Raw genomic sequence first — 14,384 nt, 5'->3', positions numbered from 1 at the left:
CCTCTTACTCACAAATTAAAGGTAATCCAATGAGCAATCTGAGCCCTGAGTTTATTCTGCCGCAAAATTTTTGTGCCAACCCGCAGGACGCATGGACCATCCCGGCACGGTTTTATACCGATCAACAGGCGTTTGAGCACGAGCAAGAGAACGTGTTTGCCAAAAGTTGGATTTGCGTAGCCCACAGCAGCGAACTGGCAAAACCAAATGACTATGTCACTCGTGAAGTGATTGGCGAAAATATCGTGCTGGTACGGGGTCGCGATAATGTGCTGCGCGCTTTCTACAACGTCTGCCCACATCGGGGTCATCAGTTGCTAAGCGGCGAAGGGAAAGCGAAGAATGTCATTACCTGTCCCTATCACGCCTGGGCTTTTAAGCTCGATGGCAACCTGGCACACGCCCGTAACTGTGAAAACGTGGCCAATTTCGATAGTGAGAAAGCCCATCTCACACCGGTACGTCTTGAAGAATATGCCGGATTCGTATTTATCAATATGGATCCGAATGCCGGCAGCGTTGAAGATCAACTCCCGGGACTGGCAGCGAAAGTTGTCGAAGCCTGCCCTGATGTACACGATCTGAAACTGGCTGCGCGCTTTACGACTCGCACACCTGCCAACTGGAAAAATATCGTTGATAACTATCTGGAGTGCTACCACTGCGGTCCGGCACACCCTGGTTTTTCCGACTCGGTACAGGTTGACCGCTACTGGCACACCATGCATGGCAACTGGACTCTGCAATACGGTTTTGCCAAACCATCAGAGCAGTCATTTAAGTTCGAAGAAGGCGTTGATACCGCCTTCCACGGTTTCTGGTTGTGGCCATGCACCATGCTCAACGTCACGCCAATTAAAGGCATGATGACCGTTATCTATGAGTTCCCGGTGGATGCAGAAACCACACTGCAAAACTACGACATCTACTTCACCAATGAAGAACTCACCGAAGAGCAGAAAGAGCTGATTGAATGGTATCGCAATGTCTTCCGCCCTGAAGATTTACGTCTGGTCGAAAGCGTACAAAAAGGGCTGAAATCACGCGGCTATCGCGGTCAGGGACGCATTATGGCAGATACCAGCGGCAGCGGGATTTCTGAACACGGTATTGCCCATTTCCATAACCTGGTAGCCCAGGTGTTTCAGGATTAATCCTTGAAGGAGTTCGTCATGACCGTCTTTCAGACTTCACTTTTCCGCCAGCAGGCGTTTATCGCCGGGAACTGGTGCGACGCCGATGACAACAATACGTTATCGGTCAGCAATCCGGCGACAGGCGCTATTCTGGGGAAAATACCCAATATGGGAATGTCAGAGACTCAGCGGGCTATTGATGCCGCCTCTCAGGCGTTACCCAACTGGCGTGCAATGACCGCAGCCCAGCGTTCCACTCTGCTCAAAGCCTGGCATCACTTAATTCTCGACAACAAAACGGCGCTGGCGCAAATCATGACTGCCGAACAGGGAAAACCGCAGACAGAAGCGGAAGGCGAAATTGTCTATGCCGCTTCGTTTATTGAGTGGTTTGCCGAACAGGCAAAACGCACCAACGGTGAAATCATTCCCTCTCCTACAACGGACAAGCGGTTGATGGTGATCCGCCAGGGCGTCGGCGTCTGCGCCGCGATTACGCCGTGGAACTTCCCCGCCGCCATGATCACCCGCAAAGCCGGTCCGGCACTGGCTGCAGGCTGTACGATGGTGATAAAACCGGCCAACGAGACGCCGTTCACAGCACTGGCACTTGCCGAGCTCGCACGTCAGGCCGGCATTCCCTCAGGCGTCATCAACGTCGTAACAGGAAAATCACGCGAAATTGGCGCTCAGTTCACCGCTGATGATCGTATACGTAAGCTCTCGTTCACGGGTTCAACAGAAGTCGGACGCGTCCTGATGCGCCAGTGTTCTGACTCCATCAAAAAGGTGTCACTGGAGCTGGGGGGTAATGCGCCGTTTATTGTGTTTGATGACGCAGATATTGATAAAGCCGTCGAAGGGGCGTTGGTTGCCAAGTTTCGCAACGCCGGACAGACCTGTGTCTGTGTGAATCGTTTTTATATTCATCAGGCCATTTACGACACGTTTTGCGAGAAGTTTGTCGCCCGTGTCGCCGCGCTGAAGGTAGGCAATGGTGAGCAACCAGGCGTACAGACCGGACCACTGATCAACAGCGCCGCCGTAGACAAAGTACAATCACTTCTTGATGACGCCCTGACGCGTGGTGCCACGCTGTTAACCGGCGGCCAACGCCATGCGCTGGGCGGAAACTATTTTACCCCTACTGTCATCGGCAACGTGCAGCCAGGCACGCAGCTGTTACAGGAAGAAATCTTCGGACCGGTCGCCGCGCTGGTGAAATTTGACGATGAACAGGACGTGATCCACCAGGCAAACGATACGATCTACGGTCTGGCATCTTACTTCTATAGTAATGACGCTGCGCGTATCTGGCGGGTTTCTGAGCAGCTTGAATACGGCATGGTGGGGATCAATACCGGGCTTATCTCTAATGAAGTTGCCCCGTTTGGCGGCGTCAAACAGTCCGGCCTTGGGCGTGAAGGCTCTGAACACGGTATCGAAGATTACCTGGAGATGAAATATCTCTGCCAGGGGCTGTGACACAGATTCCGGCGCGCAGGGTTAACCCGCGCCGGACAGATTTTTAAGGGAGTGCCGCGATGTCTGAATATCAAATGCATGAAGTGCGGGTCAGCCGGATTGAGACCATTACTCCACATGTAAAACGTTTCACCTTAGTTGCCTCTGCAGGCGGCTCGTTACCCGCGTTCAGTGGAGGCAGCCATATAATCGTGCAGATGCGCGATGGCGAAAATCTCTACAGCAATGCCTATTCGCTGATGAGTTCACCGCTTGATACCACCGCTTATCAAATAGCTGTACGACTGGAGGAGGAGTCCAAAGGCGGCTCACGTTTCTTACACCAGAACGTGAACGCTGGCGACACGCTGACGATATCCACACCAAATAATCTCTTTGCCCTCGAACCTCAGGCACGAAAACATATACTGATTGCAGGAGGCATTGGCATAACGCCCTTTTTATCGCAGATCCCGGAGCTGGAACAATCACACGCTGAGTGGCAACTGCATTACTGCTCCCACAGCCCGGAAAGCTGCGCATTTCATCATGAACTCACTCAGCACATCAACGCCGAGCGCATTCATCTGCACCTTTCTACCGAAGGCACCCGCCTTGACCTGGCGCGTCTGCTGGCCGATGTAGAACCCGGCACGCATATTTACACCTGCGGCCCTGCTGTACTTAACGATGCCGTAAGACGCGAAGCCGCCCGCCACGCTCTGGACAACGATACGCTACATTTCGAACAATTTGCCGTGGAAGATAAGAGCGGTGATGCGTTCACCCTTGTGCTGGCACGTTCTGGACGTGAATTTGTCGTTCCGGAAGAGATGACTATTTTACAGGTTATCGAAAATAACAAAGCGGCCAGGGTGGAATGTCTATGTCGCGAAGGCGTGTGCGGTACCTGTGAAACAACAATTATTGAAGGGGAAGCGGATCATCGCGATCAGTATTTCAGCGACGATGAGAAGGCCAGCCAGCAAAGTATGCTCATCTGTTGCTCGCGCGCCAAAGGCAAACGTCTGGTCCTTGATTTGTAATCACGTCAGGCCGGGTAAGCGATAGCGCTACCCGGCTTAGTCTGGTCAACTTACTGCGGATATTCCAGCAACAGTGCGTTAAGACGCTCGGCCATCAGTTCACCACGCCAACCGGAAATCAGTTCCGGCAGGGAAGCCTGCGGCTTTAGTTTCCAGTGCCAGTTGAGAAGCTGATTTATCTGACGGCGCGAAGCCAGTAACTCAACGCTGAGATTATGTTCCGCACTCACCTCTGCAACCAGTGCCTTAATGGCCTTGAATGCCTTGCGATATCCCGGCATATCCATCAGGTTCAGCAACGGTTCCGGCAATGATTCTTCCGGCAGAGCCTGAGCCTTCTCCACCAGCGAAACCAGCGTCTTGCCGTGAAAACGAATCTCGCTACCGGAAAGACCCAGACTGTCCAGTTCACCCAGACTACCTGGCATATAGCGAGCGACAGACCACAGGTGTTCTTCACGTACCACAAAGTTCACCGCCAGATCGCGCTCACGCGCCTTACGTAATCGCCAGTCAGCCAGCAGTTGCAGGCAGGCAAGCTGGCGGGTTCGTAGTTGCCAGGCATTGGTTATCTCACGCCACGCATCTTCAGGCGCCAGAATTTCCTGACGACGCTGCTGCATCAAACGGCACTCATCCAGCGCGGCGGGCAGCCAGCCAGAGGCATCAGTCTCTGTCATCAGCTTTTGGGTGATCGGTAATAAATACCAGACATCCGCTGCCGCATACTCACACTGACGCTCAGTTAACGGACGCGCCAGCCAGTCAGTGCGGGATTCGCTTTTATCCAGCGCCACTCCCGTATACTCTTCCACCATCGCGGCAAATCCCCACGATAATGGACGTCCGCAGAACGCAGCCAGAATTTGTGTATCAATCAGCGGCTGTGGAAGTTCGCCAAAGGCGTTGAGAAACACTTCCAGGTCTTCACTTCCTGCATGCAGGAATTTGGTAATGGCAGTGTCCTGCAAAATGGTCTTCAGCGGTGACCAGTCGGTGATCCCAAGCGGATCAATCAGAGCAACGTGTTTGCCATCAAACAACTGGATCAGACCCAGTTGCGGGTAATAGGTACGTGTGCGAACAAATTCAGTATCCAGGGCAATAGCCGGAAACTCACGAACGGCTTCGCACAGCCTGGCCAACGCGTCGTTCGTGGTGATCATTTGGTAATTCAAATCGTGCTCTCTCAGGTTTGCACCAAAAAAAACGCCGGTTTAACCGGCGCTTTCTGATGGCTGTCTTAACGCTTAGCTTTTATTGTCCACTTTGCCACGTGCTTCGTCACGTAATTCTCGTCTCAAAATTTTGCCAACGTTTGATTTTGGCAGCTCATCACGGAATTCCACCAGCTTCGGCACTTTATAGCCCGTCAGCTGACGTCGACAAAAGGTAATCAAGGCTTCATCGGTTAACGAGGCGTCTTTCTTCACCACAAAAATTTTCACAGCCTCACCGCTGCTGCCCGACGGCACACCAACTGCGGCCACTTCCTGGACACCTGGGTGTTGCATCACCACATCTTCAATCTCGTTCGGATAGACGTTGAAACCTGAAACCAGGATCATATCTTTTTTGCGATCGACAATCCGCAGGAAACCTTCATCATCCATCACCGCAATATCACCGGTGTGCAACCAACCGTCTTTGACAATTTCATCTGTTGCATCTGGTCGCTGCCAGTACCCCAGCATTACCTGCGGACCTTTAACGCACAGCTCGCCAGGTTCCCCTGGTGGCACTTCGTTATCGTCGTCATCCACCAGTTTAACGTCAGTGGAAGGAACCGGCAGGCCGATACTGCCACTGTGATAATCGATATCGTGAGGGTTGACACTCACCAGCGGCGCACACTCGGTCAGGCCGTAACCTTCCAGCAGATACTGTCCGGTCAGCTTCACCCAGCGTTCTGCTACCGCCTGCTGTACCGGCATACCACCACCCGCGGAGAGATGCAGTGATGAAAAGTCCAGTTGCTGAAATTCTTTGTTATTCAACAAAGCGTTAAACAGCGTATTGACGCCGGTCATCGCGGTAAACGGGTATTTTGCCAGCTCTTTCACCAGACCCGGAATATCTCGCGGGTTAGTGATCAACAGGTTTTGACCACCCAGTTCGATAAACAACAGGCAGTTCATGGTCAACGCGAAAATGTGATACAACGGCAGCGCAGTCACCACCAGCTCTTTACCCGGATGCAGCAATGGACCGTAGGTAGCATTGACCTGTTCCAGGTTAGCCAGCATATTACGGTGCGTTAGCATTGCGCCTTTCGCCACGCCGGTGGTGCCACCGGTATACTGCAGGAAAGCCAGATCTTCAGAGACCACTTCAGGCTTCACATACTGCATGCGATAGCCGTTTTGTAACGCGCTGCGAAACGAGATGGCATCAGGCAGGTGGTATTTCGGCACCAGACGCTTGATGTACTTGACGACAAAGTTAACCAGCGTCCCTTTAGCGGTAGAAAGCTGATCGCCCATACGCGTCAGGATCACATGTTGAACCGACGTTTTATCGACCACTTTCTCCAGCGTATGAGCAAAGTTGGAGACAATAACGATCGCCGCCGCACCGCTGTCATTAAGCTGATGCTCCAGTTCCCGCGGCGTATACAACGGGTTAACGTTCACGACGATCATTCCGGCACGCAGGATGCCGAACAATGCCACAGGATACTGCAGCAGGTTAGGCATCATTAGCGCGACACGATCGCCCTTTTTCAGCCCAAGCCCCTGTTGCAAGTAGGCCGCAAATGCCCGACTACGCTCCTCCAGTTTGCGGAAGGTCATCACCTCCCCCATATTTACAAACGCGGGCTGGTCAGCATAGCGCCTTACTGAGTGTTCAAAGAGCTCCACCAGGGATTGATAACGGTCAGGATTGATCTCCGCGGGAACGCCCTCGGGATAACGGTTAAGCCAAACCTTTTTCAATACATCACCTCTAAAATGCGTATTCGTCGTCATCACAACCCCAGACAATAAACAAACTGTTAACATAATATTAACTCAGCGTACCAGTTTGTTTATTACACAACGACAAGGTTGCGAAGCGCGTCACTATTTATTTTTTTTATATCCACGTTAATGCAGAAACAGCGGACGAGCCGCTGTTTCTTTTACCAATAAAACAAAGAGTTACTCTGTTACTATCGTCTGAACCTGTGCGGGACCGGGATTGTACCATCCCCAACCGCCATAGCCGTATGGCCAGCCACGCGCACCATAGAACCAGGGGTCAATCGGTTGCGGTGGCATCACGATCTGCTGAGTAATATGCCAGCGTTTATAACCTGTTACCTGCATCAGCATAAACTTATACGGCGTACTACCGATTTTACCGTCTACCGTGCCGCTAATCGGTCCCACGACGGTAACCAGTTGTCCACGAAAATCAACCGGATCGAGGAAGCCGTTTACATCAGCATAAATCCTTCCGCGTGAGGCTTCTCCCAGTATTGGTCGCGCGCCACTGTCGAGCGGAACGGTAGCAATTTCCAGACGGGATTTCCCCTGCTGATTCTGAATGTCCACCACTTTACCGCCGAAACGCGCTTCCTGTCCGACGTACAACTGCGGTGCATTCATCACCCGCACCAGATCCTGCTGCGGTGTAGGGCTTGAACCTTTAATCGCATCCGGAATGGTGACGCAACCGCTTAGCATTAATGCTAATACACCAGCCAGTACACCTTTCATTACCTGTTTTTGAACCGCCATGTGCGACTCCCTTTTCTCAGCGCCTGCCCTGTCTCTGTCAAACTGCCGCGTATGAACTGCAATTCAAATTAATCAGGGTATTTACTACTAAGATTCATTCTTTCCCGGGAAGTTTCTTCCACGCTACGGTGTTACGTAAATAAACCGGTTCAGCATGTTCCACCGCAACCGTCTTTCCTGCTGCCAGCATTTGAGTGGCGACAGGCAACATGTCTTCAGCAGCCGGAAGCAAAACGCCGCCATCAATCAGCATCAGACCACTGTCTTTGCCGAGTTCAGGCCATGCCGACCAGCCTGTGCCAACCGTCGCCCAATCGCCGGAAAGTTGCAGCAAACGCTCATGAACTTGTTCTGGTGTTAATACCGCTTCCGTCTCTTCGCCGTGCCAGACGCCGTCTTCATCACGCTGGTATTCGGCCCAGTAAACTTCACCCATACGTGCGTCAATCGCCGCCAGCACGCGCATTGCCCCAGTTTTACGCCAGGCTCCCTGCGCCATTGTTGCCAGAGTTGAAACGCCGATCATGGGTAATTCCGCACCTAATGCCAGCCCCTGAGCAATACCGATACCAATACGTACACCGGTAAAACTTCCGGGACCGCGACCAAACGCCAGCGCGTCGATCTCCGTTAAGGTAGTACCGTCATCAGTCAGGATGTCCTGAACCATCGGCAGGATTCGTTGGGTATGTTCTCGTGGGCAAAGCTCGAAATGAGCCTTGATATTACCGTCATTCCACAGGGCAACAGAGCACGCTTCTGTGGCGGTATCGATAGCCAGAATTCGCATGGGTCTTCGTGATCAGATCAATAAATTTGGCGCGCATCTTACCATACTCCGTAACAAATTACTCAGCCGTTGGTATAGCAAGAAATCGAACAGCGCGGGCAATGTCACGCGTACGCGGTGCCGGCGGCAGACTCGCCAGGAAGGTGGCGCCATAGGGTCGCATCACCAGCCGGTTGTCACAAATCACCAGCACACCGCGATCGTCAGCATCACGTATCAAACGCCCCACCCCCTGTTTCAGGGTGATAACCGCATCCGGGAGCTGGACTTCGTCAAAAGGATCGCCGCCGCGCAGGCGGCAATCTTCCATTCGCGCTTTCAACAATGGATCGTCCGGTGAGGTAAACGGCAGCTTGTCGATAATAACCAGCGAAAGCGTATCACCACGCACGTCCACCCCTTCCCAGAAACTACTGGTAGCCACCAGTAAAGCATTCCCCGCGCTAACAAACTGTTGCAGCAGTTGCCCTTTGCTGGTCTCTCCCTGCAACAACACGGGAAGCGTCATGGTGGCGCGAAACTGTTCCGCCAGGTCGCGCATCATCGCGTGCGAGGTACACAGCATAAAACAACGACCGTTGTTCGCCTCGATGATTGGCCGCAACATAGATGCCAACTGGCGCGCCGCCCCTGGCTGATTGGTTTGCGGTAGATTACGTGGTACGCACAGCAGCGCCTGACGCGTGTAATCAAAGGGGCTAGGCAGCAGCATCGACTCCGCCTGTTCAATACCCAGCCGCGCCGTAAAGTGGTGGAGATCATCGTTTACCGACAACGTCGCTGAGGTGAAAATCCAGCAGCCCGGTTTTTGTTCCATCACTTCTTTGAATTTATCCGCCACCGTGAGTGGCGTCAGCGCCAGGGTGAAATGGCGCGAGGTGCATTCATACCAGTAGCTGAACCCTGGCTGGTTAATCTCTTTTAGCCGTTTCAAACGGGTGCGATACAACGTGGCTCGCTCAAACGCCGCATCCAGCAGTGCCGAACGTCCCAGAGAGAGTTTTGCCACGTCGTAACACAGCTCCAGGGTATCATCGAGCAGTAAAAATGCTCGCTGCACGCGCTGATCCGCCAGCAGCTCCCGCAGGTTGCCGCGATAGCCCGGCTCACCCAGTTGCAGGCGGAAATCCTGTGCGCTTTGAGCAAGACGGTCAGCACACTTTTGTAGCTGTTGAGTATCTTTCAGCTCGGTGCGATACGCGATGGTAATGTCCTTTGCAAGGTCGAGAAGTTGGCGGCTGGAGAGTGACTGACCAAAATACTGGCTGGCGATATCCGGTAGCTGATGGGCTTCATCGAAGATCATCACGTCAGCCTCAGGGATCAGTTCACCGAACCCACTCTCTTTCACCACCATATCGGCAAGAAACAGATGGTGGTTTACCACTATAACGTCTGCGTCCATCGCTTTTTTACGCGCTTTGACAACAAAGCACTCTTTATACAGCGGGCAGTCGCTGCCCAAACAGTTGTCGTTGGTGCTGGTCACCAGCGGCCAGGCCTGTGAATCTTCGGCCACACTGACACAGGTGCTGATGTCTCCATCGAGGGTTTGATTTGACCACGATCGCAACAGAATAACGTCGCTTAATATCTGGACCGGCAGGTCACCGCCCGCCAGTGCCTGTTGTTCGAGTCGCTCCAGGCAAAGGTAGTTGGAGCGCCCTTTCAATAGCGCCAGTTTGCCGGTGAATTTCAACGCTTTTGCCACAGTAGGCAGATCGCGGCTGTAAAGCTGATCCTGCAGTGCTTTCGATCCGGTAGAGATGATGACTTTCTTTCCAGCGCGCAGCGCGGGGGCAAGATAGGCGTAGGTTTTCCCTGTTCCGGTCCCGGCCTCTACGACAAGCGGCTGTGATTTTTCAATGGCATGCGCGACGGCCAGGGCCATCTGTCGTTGTGGTTCACGTGGTTTAAAACCCGGTATCGCTTTAGCCAACTGACCGTCTGCTGCAAAATCGTCCGTCACACTACCCCCTGTTCATTTGAACAGGGATTATGTCAGGCCATCGGGTCTTTCGCCAGTTGAAGAGGTGACGTCAGACTGACATTATGGCAGTCTTGCGGCGTAAAAATGGAAATTTAACGAGGAAAAATGTATGACTATCGTGCGTATTGATGCCGAGGATCGTTGGTCTGACGTGGTGATTCACAACAACACGTTGTATTACACCGGTGTGCCGGAAAATCTGGATGCAGACGCATTCGAACAAACGGCAAACACGCTGGCGCAAATTGATGCTGTGCTGGAAAAACAGGGCAGCAACAAGTCACGTATTCTTGATGCTACCCTGTTTCTGGCTGACAAGAACGATTTTGCCGCTATGAATAAGGCCTGGGATGCCTGGGTTGTTGCCGGTCACGCCCCGGTACGCTGCACCGTACAAGCCGGGTTAATGAACCCAAAATACAAAGTTGAGATAAAGATTATCGCTGCGGTGTAACCGACGTTACTCGTCTTCGTCTTCATCTTCAAAACGCGCCACGATCCGTTCGCCGGTATGGCTGGCGCGTAATTCAGCAGCCACTTTCGTAATCGCCTCGCCACTGCTCATCCCCTGGGATATCAGTTCATGAATGCGTTCAACCGCCTGTTGCTGCTGATCGTGCGTGAGTGAAGGTAAACCTGCAATCATGGTGAACTCCTGCTAAATTATTAGCGCTAATTATTTCATGCTACCCGGCACATAGCCAGTGAAGTAGCAACGAGTCAGGACTGATGAAGACGTTATCTCCCGCTGTAATCACACTACCCTGGCGTCTGGACGCCGCTGAGCACTATTTTGCCACATTAAGCCACCAGCCCTGGGCAATGCTTTTGCATTCAGGCCATGCCGACCATCCGCATAGTCGCTTTGATATTCTGGTCGCCGACCCCATCACAACGCTGGTCACACGTGCTGAAGAGACCGTTGTGCATGACCGGCACGGTACTAAGCAAACGGTTGATGATCCGATGACGGTCTTACACTCGGCGCTGACATCGCTGGCTATTCAGCCCGATTATAATCCCGATCTTCCGTTTCAGGGAGGCGCGCTGGGTCTGTTTGGCTATGATTTAGGCCGCCGTTTTGAATCTCTGCCAACGGAAGCCGAACAGGATATCACGCTACCGGACATGGCGGTTGGCATTTACGATTGGGCGCTGATTGTCGATCATCAGTTGCAAAAGGTGTCACTACTTAGCCACTCCGATGTGCAGGCACGACGCCGTTGGCTGGAAAATCAACAGATATCCGTGCGCGAACCGTTTTCGTTAACATCCTCGTGGCGGTCCAATATGACCCGTGCGCAGTACGGTGAAAAATTCCGTCAGGTGCAGCGTTATCTGCACAGCGGCGATTGCTATCAGGTCAATCTTGCCCAGCGCTTTCAGGCGCATTATCAAGGCGATGAGTGGCTGGCGTTTGTACGTCTAAACCATGCGAACCGCGCCCCGTTCAGTGCATTTTTACGTTTTGAGGAAGGGGCGATTCTCAGCCTTTCGCCTGAACGTTTTATTCAGTTAGAAAACCAGCACATCCAGACGCGTCCCATTAAAGGCACATTACCCAGACTGGACTCCCCTGATGCCGATCGCCTGCAGGCTCAAACACTGGCGAACTCTCCAAAGGATCGGGCGGAAAATCTGATGATCGTCGACTTGATGCGCAACGATATAGGCCGCGTTGCCGTGCCAGGCTCGGTAAACGTACCAGAGCTCTTTGTGGTTGAGCCGTTCCCAGCCGTGCATCATCTGGTCAGTACCATCACCGCGCATTTGCCAGAGACGTTGCATGCAACAGATTTGCTACGCGCAGCCTTCCCAGGAGGGTCAATTACCGGCGCGCCGAAAGTTCGGGCAATGGAAATTATTGATGAACTGGAGCCACAAAGACGTAACGCCTGGTGCGGCAGTATTGGTTATCTGAGTTTTTGCGGCAATATGGATACCAGTATCACCATCCGTACTCTGACAGCTGTAGACGGACAGATCTACTGCTCTGCGGGCGGCGGCATTGTTGCAGACAGTCAGGAAGACGCGGAATATCAGGAAACGTTTGATAAAGTGAATCGTATTTTGCACCAACTGGAGAACTAAACAGTGGAATACAGCAACCTGACGCTTGATGATTTTTTATCGCGCTTCCAGCTTTTGCGTCCGCAAATAAACCGGGAAGCGTTAAACCAGCGCCAGGCAGCTGTACTTATTCCTGTAGTCCGGCGCGCGCAACCAGGACTCCTGTTGACCCAACGTTCCGTTCATCTACGCAAGCACGCCGGACAGGTCGCTTTTCCCGGCGGTGCCGTGGACAGCAGCGACGCTTCACTGATTGCCGCCGCGTTGCGCGAAGCACAGGAAGAAGTCGCGATTCCGCCCGAATCAGTGGAAGTGATCGGCGTTTTGCCTCCGGTCGACAGCGTGACGGGCTTCCAGGTCACTCCTGTAGTGGGGATAATTCCACCTAATTTGCCCTATCGGGCCAGCGAAGATGAAGTTTCCGCCGTTTTTGAAATGCCGTTGGCACAGGCCCTGCATTTGGGACGCTACCATCCACTGGATGTTTATCGTCGTGGCGATTCTCATCGGGTCTGGCTCTCCTGGTATGAGCATTATTTCGTCTGGGGAATGACCGCTGGGATAATTCGTGAGCTGGCGCTGCAAATTGGCGTGAAACCCTGACTATACTTATCTTTACGCGCAGAAGACACAACCTGAAACTCCCGTCACAACATTAGTAAAATCGCGGTTATCTATTAGTTTAATTCATGTGAATAGTTAAGCCGATCGCCGCGTTCCCTCTTACACTATGCGCAGTTATAACATCGTTACTGGAAAGCCCAGTCGCCCTGTAGGAGTATTATCGTGATTAGTCTATTCGACATGTTTAAGGTGGGGATTGGTCCCTCATCTTCCCATACCGTAGGGCCTATGAAGGCAGGTAAACAGTTCGTCGATGACCTGGTCGAAAAAGGATTACTGGACAGCATTACTCGTGTTGCCGTCGACGTGTATGGTTCACTGTCGCTCACGGGTAAAGGTCACCACACCGATATCGCCATTATTATGGGTCTGGCAGGTAATGAACCTGCGACCGTAGACATTGACAGCATTCCCGGATTTATCCGCGACGTAGAAGCGCGTGGTCGCCTGCTGCTTGCGCAAGGCCAGCACGAAGTTGATTTCCCGCAGAATGACGGAATGCGTTTTCACAACGGTAACCTGCCGTTGCATGAAAACGGTATGCAGATCCATGCGTACAACGGCGAAACCGTCGTTTACAGCAAAACATACTATTCGATCGGCGGTGGATTCATCGTTGATGAAGAACATTTTGGCCAGGATGCAGCGAATGAGGTCAGCGTGCCTTATCCGTTCAAGTCCGCAACCGAAATGCTGGAGTACTGTAACAGCACTGGCTTGTCGCTCTCTGGCATGGTGATGCAGAACGAACTTGCGCTGCACAGCAAGAAAGAGATTGAAGAGTACTTTGGCAACGTCTGGCAAACCATGCAGGCCTGTATTGACCGTGGGATGAATACCGAAGGGATTCTGCCGGGTCCGTTGCGCGTTCCTCGCCGAGCTTCTGCCCTGCGCCGTATGCTGGTCTCCAGCGATAAACTCTCCAGCGATCCGATGAATGTGATCGACTGGGTGAACATGTTTGCGCTGGCCGTTAACGAAGAGAACGCCGCCGGTGGCCGCGTGGTGACTGCACCAACCAACGGTGCCTGCGGCATCGTGCCTGCGGTACTGGCTTATTATGACCATTTCATTGAGTCCGTCAGCCCGGATATTTATACCCGCTATTTCCTGGCGGCCGGTGCAATTGGCGCATTATACAAAATGAACGCCTCTATCTCTGGCGCGGAAGTGGGCTGTCAGGGCGAGGTTGGCGTGGCATGCTCGATGGCTGCGGCAGGTCTGGCGGAACTGCTGGGTGCAAGTCCTGAGCAGGTTTGTGTTGCTGCCGAAATCGGTATGGAGCACAACCTGGGGCTGACCTGTGATCCGGTTGCCGGACAGGTTCAGGTGCCTTGTATTGAACGTAACGCGATTGCCTCCGTTAAGGCTATCAACGCTGCACGAATGGCAATGCGTCGTACCAGCGCCCCGCGCGTCTCGCTGGATAAAGTCATTGAAACAATGTACGAAACCGGCAAGGACATGAACGCCAAATACCGTGAAACATCACGCGGTGGCCTGGCGATTAAAGTCCAGTGTGACTAATACTTATTTTTCGCC

General features: G+C 52.8%; 13 protein-coding genes. 7 read left to right on the top strand and 6 right to left on the bottom strand.

Translation table 11 applies throughout. From position 1 onward, the window contains the following. Positions 1–29: 29 nt before the first annotated feature. From yeaW to SK36_RS08670, 3 genes are read left to right on the top strand one after another with little or no spacing between them, the layout of a single operon-like run. Positions 30–1,154 carry a carnitine monooxygenase, oxygenase subunit YeaW gene (gene yeaW, locus SK36_RS08680; RefSeq protein ID WP_048221317.1) on the top strand — a complete coding sequence of 375 codons (1,125 nt, stop codon included), beginning with the start codon at positions 30–32 and terminating at the stop codon, positions 1,152–1,154. Positions 1,155–1,172: 18 nt separating this feature from the next. Then, the gene (locus SK36_RS08675) at positions 1,173–2,621 is read left to right on the top strand and encodes an NAD-dependent succinate-semialdehyde dehydrogenase (RefSeq protein ID WP_048221316.1); all 1,449 of its coding nucleotides are present in this window, start codon (positions 1,173–1,175) and stop codon (positions 2,619–2,621) included. A 59-nt stretch (positions 2,622–2,680) separates the two neighbouring features. Beyond that, positions 2,681–3,646, top strand: coding sequence for a PDR/VanB family oxidoreductase (locus SK36_RS08670; protein ID WP_048221315.1), 966 nt, complete (start codon positions 2,681–2,683; stop codon positions 3,644–3,646). A gap of 50 nt (positions 3,647–3,696) precedes the next feature. Here SK36_RS08670 and rnd read toward each other — a convergent pair whose 3' ends face one another. The 5 genes from rnd to SK36_RS08645 all read right to left on the bottom strand — a co-directional run bounded on the left by rnd (position 3,697) and on the right by SK36_RS08645 (position 10,127). Continuing rightward, complete coding sequence (rnd, locus tag SK36_RS08665) at positions 3,697–4,812, bottom strand: ribonuclease D (protein WP_048221314.1); 1,116 nt, start codon at positions 4,810–4,812, stop codon at positions 3,697–3,699. Positions 4,813–4,896: 84 nt separating this feature from the next. Beyond that, on the bottom strand, positions 4,897–6,582 hold the full coding sequence (gene fadD, locus SK36_RS08660; RefSeq protein WP_136345473.1) for a long-chain-fatty-acid--CoA ligase FadD: 1,686 nt from the start codon (positions 6,580–6,582) through the stop codon (positions 4,897–4,899). A gap of 204 nt (positions 6,583–6,786) precedes the next feature. Further along, the gene (locus SK36_RS08655) at positions 6,787–7,368 is read right to left on the bottom strand and encodes a Slp family lipoprotein (RefSeq protein WP_045443922.1); all 582 of its coding nucleotides are present in this window, start codon (positions 7,366–7,368) and stop codon (positions 6,787–6,789) included. A 94-nt stretch (positions 7,369–7,462) separates the two neighbouring features. Further along, positions 7,463–8,158: a tRNA (adenosine(37)-N6)-threonylcarbamoyltransferase complex dimerization subunit type 1 TsaB gene (gene tsaB, locus SK36_RS08650; RefSeq protein WP_048221313.1), complete on the bottom strand. Its 696-nt coding sequence runs from the start codon at positions 8,156–8,158 to the stop codon at positions 7,463–7,465. 58 nt (positions 8,159–8,216) lie between these two features. Beyond that, the gene (locus tag SK36_RS08645; protein ID WP_045443927.1) at positions 8,217–10,127 is read right to left on the bottom strand and encodes a DNA repair helicase YoaA; all 1,911 of its coding nucleotides are present in this window, start codon (positions 10,125–10,127) and stop codon (positions 8,217–8,219) included. A 130-nt stretch (positions 10,128–10,257) separates the two neighbouring features. Between SK36_RS08645 and SK36_RS08640 the strand changes: the two genes are divergently transcribed. Next, positions 10,258–10,602: a RidA family protein gene (locus tag SK36_RS08640; protein WP_045443929.1), complete on the top strand. Its 345-nt coding sequence runs from the start codon at positions 10,258–10,260 to the stop codon at positions 10,600–10,602. A 6-nt stretch (positions 10,603–10,608) separates the two neighbouring features. On the opposite strand, the gene SK36_RS08635 is transcribed toward SK36_RS08640, so the two are convergent. Continuing rightward, positions 10,609–10,794 carry a YoaH family protein gene (locus SK36_RS08635; RefSeq protein WP_045443940.1) on the bottom strand — a complete coding sequence of 62 codons (186 nt, stop codon included), beginning with the start codon at positions 10,792–10,794 and terminating at the stop codon, positions 10,609–10,611. Between the two features lie 83 nt (positions 10,795–10,877). Here SK36_RS08635 and pabB point away from each other — a divergent pair, with 83 nt between their 5' ends. The 3 genes from pabB to sdaA all read left to right on the top strand — a co-directional run bounded on the left by pabB (position 10,878) and on the right by sdaA (position 14,369). Beyond that, positions 10,878–12,239 (top strand): aminodeoxychorismate synthase component 1, encoded by a 1,362-nt coding sequence (gene pabB / locus SK36_RS08630; RefSeq protein WP_048221312.1) that lies wholly within the window; start codon positions 10,878–10,880, stop codon positions 12,237–12,239. 3 nt (positions 12,240–12,242) lie between these two features. After that, a complete protein-coding gene (locus SK36_RS08625; RefSeq protein WP_045443946.1) occupies positions 12,243–12,821 on the top strand; it encodes a CoA pyrophosphatase in 579 nt (192 codons plus the stop codon). 183 nt (positions 12,822–13,004) lie between these two features. Continuing rightward, positions 13,005–14,369: an L-serine ammonia-lyase gene (sdaA, locus tag SK36_RS08620; RefSeq protein WP_045443949.1), complete on the top strand. Its 1,365-nt coding sequence runs from the start codon at positions 13,005–13,007 to the stop codon at positions 14,367–14,369. The last annotated feature ends 15 nt before the right edge of the window (positions 14,370–14,384 follow it).

This window comes from Citrobacter sp. MGH106 (assembly GCF_001037495.1).
Taxonomy (GTDB): Bacteria; Pseudomonadota; Gammaproteobacteria; order Enterobacterales; family Enterobacteriaceae; genus Citrobacter; species Citrobacter murliniae.
This window is presented reverse-complemented; position numbering and strand designations above follow the sequence as displayed.